General features: G+C 67.8%; 13 protein-coding genes. 8 read left to right on the top strand and 5 right to left on the bottom strand.

Annotated elements, in window-relative coordinates; translation table 11 throughout:
- Together AC1RVW_RS13945 and AC1RVW_RS13940 are read right to left on the bottom strand one after the other, a co-directional pair.
- On the bottom strand, positions 1 to 288 hold a 288-nt coding region (locus AC1RVW_RS13945), incomplete at its 3' end, for a sigma factor (protein ID WP_493200548.1).
- Between the two features lie 84 nt (positions 289 to 372).
- Positions 373 to 1,230, bottom strand: coding sequence for a ferritin family protein (locus AC1RVW_RS13940; protein WP_081268747.1), 858 nt, complete (start codon positions 1,228 to 1,230; stop codon positions 373 to 375).
- A gap of 129 nt (positions 1,231 to 1,359) precedes the next feature.
- On the opposite strand from AC1RVW_RS13940, the gene AC1RVW_RS13935 reads away from it, so the two are divergent.
- The 6 genes from AC1RVW_RS13935 (at position 1,360) to AC1RVW_RS13910 (ending at position 7,783) form a co-directional block, all read left to right on the top strand.
- The gene (locus AC1RVW_RS13935) at positions 1,360 to 1,974 is read left to right on the top strand and encodes a glutathione peroxidase (protein WP_081268746.1); all 615 of its coding nucleotides are present in this window, start codon (positions 1,360 to 1,362) and stop codon (positions 1,972 to 1,974) included.
- A 293-nt stretch (positions 1,975 to 2,267) separates the two neighbouring features.
- Positions 2,268 to 3,602 carry an NAD(P)/FAD-dependent oxidoreductase gene (locus AC1RVW_RS13930; protein WP_493200546.1) on the top strand — a complete coding sequence of 445 codons (1,335 nt, stop codon included), beginning with the start codon at positions 2,268 to 2,270 and terminating at the stop codon, positions 3,600 to 3,602.
- Positions 3,599 to 4,396: a DUF1365 domain-containing protein gene (locus tag AC1RVW_RS13925; protein ID WP_081268744.1), complete on the top strand. Its 798-nt coding sequence runs from the start codon at positions 3,599 to 3,601 to the stop codon at positions 4,394 to 4,396. The genes AC1RVW_RS13930 and AC1RVW_RS13925 overlap by 4 nt, the downstream gene beginning before the upstream one ends.
- 61 nt (positions 4,397 to 4,457) lie before the next feature.
- On the top strand, positions 4,458 to 5,675 hold the full coding sequence (locus AC1RVW_RS13920) for an SAM-dependent methyltransferase (protein WP_081268743.1): 1,218 nt from the start codon (positions 4,458 to 4,460) through the stop codon (positions 5,673 to 5,675).
- 12 nt (positions 5,676 to 5,687) lie between these two features.
- The gene (locus AC1RVW_RS13915; RefSeq protein ID WP_172839867.1) at positions 5,688 to 6,992 is read left to right on the top strand and encodes an MFS transporter; all 1,305 of its coding nucleotides are present in this window, start codon (positions 5,688 to 5,690) and stop codon (positions 6,990 to 6,992) included.
- Positions 6,989 to 7,783: an SDR family NAD(P)-dependent oxidoreductase gene (locus tag AC1RVW_RS13910; protein ID WP_081268742.1), complete on the top strand. Its 795-nt coding sequence runs from the start codon at positions 6,989 to 6,991 to the stop codon at positions 7,781 to 7,783. The genes AC1RVW_RS13915 and AC1RVW_RS13910 overlap by 4 nt, the downstream gene beginning before the upstream one ends.
- A gap of 117 nt (positions 7,784 to 7,900) precedes the next feature.
- Here the strand turns inward: AC1RVW_RS13910 and AC1RVW_RS13905 are convergent, their stop codons facing one another.
- Entirely contained in the window at positions 7,901 to 8,512 is a 612-nt protein-coding gene (locus AC1RVW_RS13905) for a glutathione S-transferase N-terminal domain-containing protein (RefSeq protein WP_081268741.1), read from the bottom strand.
- Positions 8,513 to 8,643: 131 nt separating this feature from the next.
- On the opposite strand from AC1RVW_RS13905, the gene purB reads away from it, so the two are divergent.
- Both purB and AC1RVW_RS13895 read left to right on the top strand, forming a co-directional pair.
- A complete protein-coding gene (gene purB / locus AC1RVW_RS13900; protein WP_493200544.1) occupies positions 8,644 to 10,023 on the top strand; it encodes an adenylosuccinate lyase in 1,380 nt (459 codons plus the stop codon).
- Positions 10,023 to 10,583, top strand: coding sequence for a YaeQ family protein (locus tag AC1RVW_RS13895; RefSeq protein ID WP_106936385.1), 561 nt, complete (start codon positions 10,023 to 10,025; stop codon positions 10,581 to 10,583). The genes purB and AC1RVW_RS13895 overlap by 1 nt, the downstream gene beginning before the upstream one ends.
- 10 nt (positions 10,584 to 10,593) lie before the next feature.
- Here AC1RVW_RS13895 and AC1RVW_RS13890 read toward each other — a convergent pair whose 3' ends face one another.
- Together AC1RVW_RS13890 and AC1RVW_RS13885 are read right to left on the bottom strand one after the other, a co-directional pair.
- Positions 10,594 to 10,899, bottom strand: a complete 306-nt coding sequence (locus AC1RVW_RS13890; protein WP_081268738.1) for a putative signal transducing protein — start codon at positions 10,897 to 10,899, stop codon at positions 10,594 to 10,596.
- Positions 10,900 to 10,901: 2 nt separating this feature from the next.
- On the bottom strand, positions 10,902 to 11,372 hold the full coding sequence (locus tag AC1RVW_RS13885) for a DUF3717 domain-containing protein (RefSeq protein ID WP_493200541.1): 471 nt from the start codon (positions 11,370 to 11,372) through the stop codon (positions 10,902 to 10,904).
- Between the last annotated feature and the right edge of the window lie 64 nt (positions 11,373 to 11,436).

The raw sequence follows: 11,436 nt of genomic DNA, 5'->3' as shown, positions 1-11,436 counted from the left end.
GGTCGCGGGGGAATGGGGCGCGCCGGTGAGCGTGGGCTCGGGCATCCAGGCGCCGATGTAGTGCTCGCGCTGGACCTTGGCGGCGCGCAGGCGGTCGATCGACAGGCGGGTGACGACGGTCACGAGCCAGGCCTCGGCGCTGTCGAAGGCGTCCTTGGCGGCTTCGTGCCAGCGCAGCCAGGCGTCTTGCACGACCTCTTCCGCCTCGGCAACCGAGCCGAGCATGCGGTAGGCGATGCCCTGCAGGCGAGGGCGGTGGCGGTTGAAGGTGAGGGTGGCGTCGTCCATGGCTGCTAGACGGCTGGCACACGCGGTTTGTGACACCCGCCCCAAAAAAATCGCCCCGGGGTGCGGGGCGAGTGTTTTCTTTGCTTATGCGCCCTGGTATTCGGGCTTGGGGCCGAGCGAAGCGGCCAGTTCCTTGCGGTAGCGGTTCAGTTCCTGGACCGTCTTGAAGCTGCGGTCCATGAGCAGGCTCAGGTTGTGCAGGATGCGCTCGCCGACCTTGGTTTCCCAGACGGCGTCGAACTTGATCTGCTTGTCGAGCCAGTGCTCGAGCCAGTCAGGGTCGGGCATGCGGCTCTGGATGGTGTCGTTGGGGAACAGCGCCTTGTTGACGTGCAGGTTCGTCGGATGCAGCGCCTGCGCCGTGCGGCGGGCGCTGGCCATGAGGACGCCGACCTTGGTGAAGGCGGCACGGGCCTCGTCGCCGAACTTTTCCATGGCGCGCTTCATGTAGCGCAGGTAGGCGCCGCCGTGGCGGGCTTCGTCCTGGCTCAGCGTGGTGTAGATGTGCTTGATGACCGGCTCGGTGTGCCACTGGGCGGCACGGCGGTACCAGTGGTTGAGGCGGATCTCGCCGCAGAAGTGCAGCATGAGGGTTTCGAGCGGGGGCGCCGGGTCGAAGTCGAAGCGCACCTCGTGGAGTTCGGCCTCGGTGGGGGCGTGCTTGGGGCTGAAGCGCTTCAGGTACTCCATGAGCACCAGCGAGTGCTTCTGCTCTTCGAAGAACCAGATCGACATGAAAGCCGAAAAATCGCTATCGTGGCGGTTGTCGCGCAGGAACATCTCGGTGGCCGGCAACGCAGCCCACTCGGTGATAGCGTTCATCTTGATGGTCTGCGCCTGCTCTTCCGTCAGCAAAGAAGCGTCGAACGACTGCCAGGGAATATCCTTGTCCATGTCCCAGCGGACGGATTCGAGTTGTCTGAAAAGTTCCGGATAGAGCATCAATGTCTTTCTATGGCCGTCGATTTTAGTCGGCCCGTTTGGCGCGACCATGACAGACGCGCGATGATGCGTATACGCGCGCCCTCGCGGCGCGGATGCGCATTCCCCCTTTTTGACCAGGAGTCCGCCATGCGAACCCGTTCCCCATTGTCGGCTCTAGTCGGCCTCGTACCGGCTATCTCCCTGCTGGCGAGCCTGTTTACCGCCGTTCCGGCCAGTGCGCAGACACCGCCGGCAGCCATCGCCCCGGCGGAGGCTGCAGGATGCCCCGCCATCCTCCAGCACACCTTCCCGCGGCTGCAGGATGAAAAACCCCAGACCTTGTGCCAGTACTCCGGCAAGGTGGTCCTGGTGGTCAACACGGCCAGCTTCTGCGGATTCACGCCGCAATACAAGGGCCTGGAGGCGCTGGACATGAAATACCGCTCGCGCGGCCTCGTGGTGCTGGGCTTCCCATCGAACGACTTCTCCCAGGAATCGGGCTCGAACAAGGAAATCGCGGACTTCTGCGAGAGCACCTTCGGGGTGAAATTCCCGATGTTCGCCAAGTCGTCGGTGCGCGGCACCGAGGCCAATCCGCTGTTCAAGCAGCTCGCGCAGGCCTCGGGCACCACGCCCAAGTGGAATTTCTACAAGTATCTGATCGGGCGCGACGGCAAGGTCGTGCAGGCGTGGTCGAGCATGACCGCGCCGGACGAAAACGGTTTCGTGAGCGTCATCGAGAAGCAGCTCGGACCAAATTGAGACTGCACAGTTCACAGAAAGACGGATCGGTAATATTATTTACCGATGCGTCCAAATCAATGTGAACTGCGCGAAACAAACGTTTACCACTGCGGTGGGAACCGTCCCGCAGCCGCTTCGCTCCTAACTTGCGTGGGCAGTGATTGCCCACCAGTTTTCATGTTGCGAGGTCTTCCGGACGCCTGCCGTCCGGTCGAAATCCCGAGGCGATTCTTCTCCTCCTCCCTCCCTCCCTCCTTCGCGTCGGGGCGCCTCGCAGCATTTTTGTCTTCTGGCCGGGCGGGGGTTGTGCGATGACGCAGCCCACCCGCATCGCCGTCATCGGCGCCGGCATCTCGGGACTGGCCGCGGCGCATACGTTGCGTGACGCGGCCGCCGTCACCCTCTTCGAAGCCAGTGACTACTTCGGTGGCCACGCCCACACGGCGACGATCGAGCTTGCGCGCTCGCCCGCCGATGCCACCCGCGTCGCGCACGGCGTGGACACCGGCTTCCTGGTCTACAACGACCGCACCTATCCCCACCTGATCCGGCTTTTCTCCGATCTAGGCGTCGAGACCGCCGAGTCGGACATGTCGTTCTCGGTCCAGGCCACGCGCGACGACGGCCGCCCGCTCGAATGGAGCGGCAACAACCTCAACACCGTGTTCGCGCAACGCCGCAACCTGTTCGACGCCCGCTTCCTGGGCATGCTGCGCGACCTGCTGCGCTTCAACCGCCTGACCACCCGCATCGCCGAGGCCGGCACCGAGGGCGAGCTGGCCCAGCCGCTCGGCGAATTCCTCGATGCCAACCGCTTCGGCGCGGCGTTCCGCGACTGGTATTTCCTGCCGATGATGGGCTGCATCTGGAGCTGCTCGACCACGCAGATGCTGGCGTTCCCGGTGGCCACCATGATCCGGTTCTGCCATAACCACGGCCTGATCCAGATCGCCAACCGGCCGCAGTGGCGCACAGTGCGCGGCGGTTCGCGCAACTACGTCGAGAAAATCGTCGCCGGCCTGCCCGACAAGCGCCTGAACACCCCCGTGCGGCGCATCACCCGCACCGAGAACGGCGTGCTGCTGGCGACCGACGCCGGCACCGAGCGCTTCGACCACGTCGTGCTGGCCACCCATTCCGACCAGTCGCTGGCAATGCTGGGCGACGCCAGCCCGGCCGAGTCCGCCGTGCTCGGCGCGATCCGCTACCAGCCGAACCACGCCGTGCTCCACACCGACGCGGCCGTGCTGCCGCGGCACCGCTCGGCCTGGGCCGCCTGGAACTACGAGCGGGCCGCCGTCGGCGAGCGCGAATCGGGCCGGGTCTGCCTGCACTACCTGCTGAACAAGCTGCAGCCGCTGCCCTGGGAGCAGCCGGTCGTCGTTTCGTTGAATCCGGTTCGCGAGATCCAGCGTAGTCAGGTCATGGCGGAATACGACTACGACCACCCGGTGCTCGACCTTGCCGCGATCCGCGCGCAGGCCGAGGTGCCGGCCCTCCAAGGCCAGCGCAACACCTGGTTCGCGGGCGCCTGGATGGGCTACGGTTTCCACGAGGACGGCCTGAAGGCCGGCCTGGCCGCCGCCGCGGGCCTGCGCGCGCGGCTGTCCCCCGGCAGCGACGCGACCGCGAGGCGCGCAGCATGACACCGACGCAGGCCGTGCCGCTGATGGGCTTCGGGGAAGTCCGCCATGCACGCCTGCGCCCGGCGCGCAACGCCTTCGCCTATCCGACCTATTTCCTGATGCTGCCGATGCGCACGCTGCGCGCGCATGGCAGCGAGGCCGTGGCGCTCAATCGCCGGGCCGCGATTTCCTTCCACGACGTCGACCACGGCGACGGCCGAGCGCCGCAGCAAGGCGGCGCGCTGGCCTGGCTCGACGAACTGCTGGCCGCCCACCGCATCCACGACGCCACCGGCGAAGCCTGGCTGCACTGCTACCCACGCGTGTTCGGCTACACCTTCAAGCCGGTGAGCTTCTGGTATTGCCACACGCCTGAAGGCGTGCTGCGGGCGATCGTGGTCGAGGTGAACAACACCTTCGGCGAGCGCCACTGCTACCTGCTCGACCGCCCGGTGTACGGCGCCGAGCTCAAGGCCGCGAAGGCTTTCCACGTCTCGCCGTTCTGCCAGGTCAGCGGCGGCTACCGGTTCCGCTTCTTCGTCGATGCCGAGCTGACGCGGACCGTGGTGCGCATCGACCACGACGACGCCGAAGGCCCGCTGCTGCAGACCAGCGTGAGCGGCCAGCTCGCCCCCATGGACGCGGCCAGCGTGCGGCGCGCGCTGTGGCGCTACCCGGCGATGACCTTCGGGCTGATCGCGCGCATCCACTGGCAGGCCGCCAGGCTCTGGCTCAAGCGCGTGCCGTTCGTCGCCAAGCCGGCGCCGCCCACCCATTTCGTTTCACGCGACAACCAGCAGCAGGCGAATCCATGAGCGCCGCGCCGGGCCGCCCCAAGCAAGCTCGCACCGCAGTGCGCAGCATGAAGGTACTTCAATGACTTCCTCCCTCACCACTGCCTCCCGCTTCTCGCTGCCCCAGGATGCGCCCGGCGCCGCACGCACCGTGCTCGGCCTGCTGCAGCGGCTGGCTTACGGCTCGCTCACCGTGCGCCTGCCCGACGACTCCGTGCGGCACTTCGGCGCCACGCCCGGCAGCGGCCCCACCGCCTCGCTCACGCTGCGCAACTGGAACGTGTGCAAGGCCGCGCTCAAGTCGGGCGACATCGGCTTTGCCGAGAGCTACATCGCGGGCGACTGGACCACGCCCAACCTCACCGAGCTGATCAAGGTGTTCATCGCCAACCGCCGCGCGATCGAAGACGTGGTGTACGGCAACTGGTTCGGCCGCCTGGTGTACCGGGTGCGGCATCTCATGAACCGCAACAGCAAGGCCGGCAGCTCGCGCAACATCCATGCGCACTACGACCTGGGCAACGCGTTCTACAAGCTCTGGCTCGACGAGACGATGAACTACTCGTCGGCCTGGTTCGAGGGCGACCTCTCCAAGCCGATGCCCGGGGCGCAGCGCGCCAAGGTGCGCCGCGCGCTCGAACTCGCGGCCGTGAAACCCGGCGACCGCGTGCTCGAGATCGGCTGCGGCTGGGGCGCGCTGGCCGAGATGGCCGCCGTCGACTTCGGCGCCTCGGTGACGGGCGTGACGCTCTCGACCGAGCAACTGGCCTTCGCGCAGCAGCGCACCGCCGGCCTGCGCGCGGACCTGCGCCTGCAGGACTACCGCGACATCTCGGACGCGCCCTTCGACGCGGTCTGCTCCATCGAGATGGTGGAGGCCGTGGGCCGCGAGTACTGGCCGACCTACTTCCGCAGCGTGAGCCGGCTGCTCAAGCCGGGCGGCCGCGCCTGCGTGCAGAGCATCGTGATCGACGACGAACTGTTCGACCGCTACATCGACTCGACCGACTTCATCCAGCAGTACATCTTCCCGGGCGGCTGCCTGCCGTGCCCGCGCGAGTTCCGCCGCGAGGCCGAGGCCGCGGGGCTGGAGGTGGTGGACGAGTTCGCCTTCGGCGCCGACTACGCCGAGACGCTGCGCCGCTGGCGCGAGAGCTTCCTGGGACAGCGCGCGCAGATCCTGCAGCTGGGCTTCGACGAGCGTTTCATGCGCATCTGGGAGTTCTACCTGGCCTACTGCGAGGCCGCGTTCTCGCAGGCCAACATCGACGTGGTGCAGTACACGCTGCGCAAGCGCTAGATCGCGCGGACCTTGGTGTCGTCTTCCTTCGGACCCCTGGCCGGCTTGCGCTACGGCCTTCTCGGGCTGCCGCTCGCCTTTGTCGCGCTGCCGCTCTACGTGCTGCTGCCCAACCACTACGCGCGCGCCTTCGGCGTGCCGCTGGCCACGCTGGGCGCCGTGCTGCTGGGCGCGCGGCTGCTCGATGCGCTGATCGACCCGCTGCTCGGGCGGCTCAGCGACCGGCTGCACGCGCGCTCGGCGCACGCGGTGCTGGGCGGCGGCGCCGTCGCGGCCGGCGTGCTGCTGCTGGGCTTCGGGCTGCTGTTCTTTCCGCAGGCGCTGGTCGATCCGTCGAGCCATGGCGCGCTGCTGGTGGCGGCGGCCGTGCTGCTGGCGCTGACCTACGCGGGCTACAGCATGCTGAGCATCGCGCACCAGTCGTGGGGCGCGATGCTCGGCGGCGACGCCCTGCAGCGCGGGCGCATCGTCGGCTGGCGAGAAGGCCTGGGGCTGGTGGGCGTGGTGCTCGCCTCGGTGATCCCGACGCTGGCGGGGCTGCCCGCGATGGTGGCGCTGTTCGGCGTGCTGCTGGTGATCGGCTGGGTGCTCTGGACGCGGGCGCCACGGCCCGTGCGTGGCAGCGCTGCGCATCAAGAGGTCGACCTGCGGCTGCCGCTGCGCCGCCCGGCATTCCGCCGGCTGCTGGCGGTGTTCGTGCTCAACGGCATCGCGAGCGCGGTGCCGGCCACGCTGGTGCTGTTCTTCGTGCAGGACCGGCTGCGCGCCCCGGCCGCGCTGGAGCCGGCCTTCCTGGGCCTGTACTTCGTGATGGCGGCGGCGTCGATTCCGGCGTGGCTGCGCATCGTGAAACGCTTCGGGCTGGCGCGTTCGTGGCTCGGCGGCATGTGCATGTCGGTGGCGGTGTTCGCCTGGGCCGGCGCGATGGGCGCGGGCGACGCTGTGCCGTTCCTGGTGGTGTGCGCGCTGTCGGGCTTCGCGATCGGCTCCGACCTGGTGCTGCCGAGCGCCCTGCTGGCCGGGATCATTGCCGACGCCGGCGACCAGCCGCACGCCGGCGCCTACTTCGGCTGGTGGAATTTCGCGACCAAGCTCAACCTGGCGCTGGCGGCGGGACTGGCGCTGCCGCTGCTCGGACTGGCCGGCTACGTGCCCGGCGCGCGCGAGGCAGGCGCGCTGCAGGCGCTGTCGCTGGCCTATTGCCTGCTGCCCTGCGTACTCAAGGTGCTTGCGGGCGCCTCGCTGTGGGCACTGGTGATTCGCCCGGCGGCGGCGGCATCGCAGCAGCCCATGCCGGTCTCGAAGGCCGCGCCTTGAAGCCGCTGAATCCTCCGCTCGCCGACTGGCAGGGCAAGACCGCGTGGATCGTCGGCGCGTCCACGGGCATCGGCCGGGCGACGGTGCTGGCGCTGCTGGAGCGCGGCGCGCGGGTCGGGGTGTCGGCGCGCAACGTCGAGGCGCTCGAAGAACTGGCGCTGCTGCACAACCATGCCGGCCAGCCGCCGCGCGTGATCGTGCTGCCGCTCGACGTGCGCGACAGCGCCGCGGTGGCCGCCGCGCATGCGCAGCTGCTGGCGGCCGCGGGCGCCATCGATTTCGTGCTCTTCAACGCCGCCACCTATGGCGCGCTGCGCGCCGATGCGTTCTCGCTCGAGCAGATGCTGGCGCACCAGCAGGTCAACTATGTCGGCGCGCTCAATGTGCTGGCGGCGGTGCTGCCCGGCTTCGTGGCGGGCGGTGCGGGGCATGTGTCGATCACCGGCAGCGTGGCCGGCTTTCGCGGGCTGCCCAAGAGCCTGGCCTACGGTCCGACCAAGGCGGCGCTCACCAACCTGGCCGAGGTGCTGTACGTCGACCTGCATGCGCGCGGCATCGGCGTGAGCGTGGTGCAGCCGGGCTTCGTCGACACCCCGCTCACGGCGAAGAACGATTTCAGGATGCCGGCGCTGATCACCCCCGCCCAGGCGGCCGAGGCCATGCTGGAGGGCTGGCGCCGGGGCGATTTCGAGATCCACTTCCCGCGCCGCTTCACCTTCTGGATGAAGCTCATGCGGCTGTTGCCCTATCGGCTGTACTTCCCGGCGGTGGCGCGGTTCACCGGCTTGTGACGGTAGCGGAAGGATTCTTCGCGAGGCACCGTGGAACCGGCTTCGCCGGGCCACCGGTGTCGCCCCCGGCGAGGGGGAAGGAGAAGCGACACGCAGTGCGCGAAGCCTGGGGGAGAGTCAAGGCTTGGTGTCGATGAAGCTGGGGCGCAGCATCAGCTTGTCGTACAGCTTGGCGAGGTTGGCGTGGTCGGCGCGCCACTCGATCTCTGGGAAGCGCAGGTCCAGCCAGCCGAGCGTGCAGCCGACCGCGATGTCCGACAGGCTCAGGTGGATGCCGCTGCAGAAGGGCTTGTCGCCCAGCCCCTTGGCCATGGCCGCGACGCCGTCCAGCACCTTGGTGCGCTGGCGCTCGATCCATGCCGCGCTGCGTTCGCCGTCGTTGCGGCCGGACCAGGTGGCTTCCAGGCGCCAGAGCACGCCGGCGTCCATGACGCCGTCGGCCAGAGCTTCCCAGGTCTTGACCTCGGCGCGCTCGCGGCCTTGCTGGGGAATCAGCTTGCCGACCGGAGACAGGGTGTCGAGGTATTCGACGATCACGCGCGAGTCGAACATCGCCTCGCCGCCTTCCATGATCAGGCAGGGCACCTTCCCCAGGGGATTGGAGCTGGCGATGGTGGTTTCGGCAGCCCAGACGTCTTCGATCAGGAACTGGTAATCGAGCCGTTTCTCGGCCAGCACCACACGCACCTTGCGCACATACGGGCTGGCGGCCGATCCGATCAGTTTCATGAAGGCTCTCTCCCCAAACTATGACAACATTAGTTAATAGTCATTTTAGGTGAATGGGAAAACCGGAGGTCCGAATCGGCCCCGATGTGTCGGGCCGGCCCCACGGACCGCCGGCCGCCTAAAATTGAGGCATGAGCTTTTCCACCGTTTCCGCCCTTTCCCCCCTTGATGGCCGTTACGCGGCCAAACTCGCGGCGTTGCGCCCGCTGATGAGCGAACAGGGCTATATGCACCGGCGCGTGCAAGTCGAGGTGGCGTGGTTCATTGCGCTGTCCGACTGCGGCTTCGCCGAATTCAAGCCCCTGACGGGCGGCGCCCGCAAGTACCTGCTGGGCCTGGTGTCCCACTTTTCCGAAGCCGACGCGCTGGCCATCAAGGAAATCGAGAAAACCACCAACCACGACGTGAAGGCCGTCGAATACTGGATCAAGTCCAAATTCGAGGCCCGGCCCGAGCTGCTGGCCGCCGCCGAGTTCGTGCACTTCGCCTGCACCAGCGAAGACATCAACAACACCAGCCACGCCCTGCAGATCCAGGCCGCGCGCGACAAGGTCATGCTGCCGGCCATCGACGGGCTGATCGCCAAGCTGCGCGAAATGGCGCACCAGTTCGCCGATGTGTCGATGCTCTCGCGCACGCACGGCCAGACCGCCAGCCCGACCACCGTGGGCAAGGAAATCGCCAACGTGGCGGTGCGCCTGTCGAAGGCGCGCGCGCAGATCGCCTCGGTGCAGCTGCTGGGCAAGATGAACGGCGCCGTGGGCAACTACAACGCCCACCTCGCCGCCTGGCCGGAGTTCGACTGGGAAGCCTTCAGCCGCAAGGTCATCGAGACGCCCGCGCCGCTGGGCCTGGGCCTGAGCTTCCAGCCCTACAGCATCCAGATCGAGCCGCACGACTACATGGCCGAGCTGTTCGACGCGGTGGCGCGTGCCAACACCATCCTGATCGACTTCTCGCGCGACATCTGGGGCTACGTGAGCCTGGGTTACTTCAAGCAGCGCCTGAAGAAAGGCGAGATCGGCTCCTCGACCATGCCGCACAAGGTCAACCCGATCGACTTCGAGAACGCCGAAGGCAACCTGGGCCTGGCCAACGCGGTGCTGCGCCACCTGAGCGAGAAGCTGCCCATCAGCCGCTGGCAGCGCGACCTGACCGACAGCACGGTGCTGCGCAACATCGGCGTGGCCTTCGGCTACGCCACGCTGGCCTATGCCAGCCTGGCAACCGGCCTGGGCAAGCTCGAACTCAACGAGGAAGCGCTGGCCGAAGACCTCGATGCCTCGTGGGAAGTGCTGGCCGAGCCGATCCAGACCGTGATGCGCCGCTTCGGCGTGCAGGGCGCCTACGAGCAGCTCAAGGAAGTGACGCGCGGCAAGACCGTGACGGCCGAGGCGCTGCACGGGCTGATCCGCTCGCTGGAAATTCCGGAAGAGGAAAAGACCCGCCTGCTGGCGATGACGCCGGCCAGCTACGTCGGCAAGGCTGCCGAGCTGGCCAAGCGCATCTGATGGCACTCAAGTCCACCATCTTCAAGGCCACTCTCGCGGTGGCCGACATCGACCACGGCTACTACGCCGACCATGCGCTGACGCTGGCGCGCCACCCGAGCGAAACCGACGAGCGGATGATGATCCGGCTGGTAGCGCTCGCGCTCAACGCGCACCAGCTGCAGGACATCTGCAACGGCGACGGCACGCTGGCCTTCGGCGCCGGCCTGTCGAACGTCGACGAGCCCGACGTGTGGCTGCGCGACTTCACCGGCGAGGTGAAGATCTGGATCGAGGTCGGCCAGCCGGAAGACAAGCCCATCATCAAGGCCTGCGGCAAGGCGGACGAAGTGATCGTCTATTGCTTCAACCACGCGGCCGAGATCTGGTGGCGCGGCATAGAGAACAAGCTGACGCGGCCGCAGAACCTCAAGGTCTACCGCGTGCCGACCGCTGCCTCGCAGGCACTGGCCGCGCTCGCGCAGCGCAGCATGCAGCTGCAGGCGACGATCCAGGAAAACACGCTGACGCTGGGCGACGGCACGAACAGCATCGACGTCGAGCTGCTGCGCTGGAAGTAGCGCCGCGCGGCTAGACCGCCGGCATCATCTCGCCGCACTGCCAGCACTGCTCGAAGCCGCCTTCGACGTGCTCGCCGCACACGCACTGCCAGCTGCGCTGCGGACGATGCTGCAGCTCGTGCAGCAGGCGCCTGGCAAGGTCGAACTGGGTCTCGTCGTCGATCCAGATCTCGGGCAGGCACTGGTCGGGCGGCAGCTGGCCCATGACCGCGCCAAGGAACTCGCGCTGCACGGTGGCGGCCACGCCCTCTTCGCGCAATGCGTGCGCCCACACGGTCGCGATGGCGAGGTTGGGGGCTTGCGCGAGGCGGCGCATCGTCAGGGCGCCCAGTTCTGCTCGTTGTCGGGGTCGAACCCGGGCTCGGCGGCGGACGGCGGCGGATCTGCCTCGCGCGCGCGCTCCGCATAGCGGTTGAAGCGCCAGGCCGAGTCTTCCATGGTGATGCGGCGCCAGGTGGCGCGCTTCTCTACCGGCGTCATGGCGGGCCAGAGCTGCACTTCGTCGAAACTGCGGCCGCAGCCCTTGCATTCGTCGTCGCCCTGGCTGGTGGAGCAGATCGCGATGCAGGGGGTGTCGGGCGTGCTTTCGTACCAGGCCATCCATGCGGCCCAGGCCTTGGGCGGAAAGCCGACCTCGTCGACCTCCTCCTCGTGATGAAAGACCATGAGCGCGTAGACCTCGGCCAGCGCCCGCAGCTCGGGGCCCAGCGTGACCCCGTCGGGCGAGGGCGATTTCTCGCGCCAGTGATTGATGGCGGCCTCGATGTCGGTGATGTGTATGGCGGCCATGAAGAATGAAGAATCCAGCGAGCGGGGATCATAGACCGGCAATGCCCCGAGGCCGTGAAGGGCC

The organism is Variovorax sp. MPBD4-3, assembly GCF_058809745.1.
Note: the sequence above shows the minus strand (reverse complement) of the source record. Positions and strands in the feature narration are given on the sequence as shown.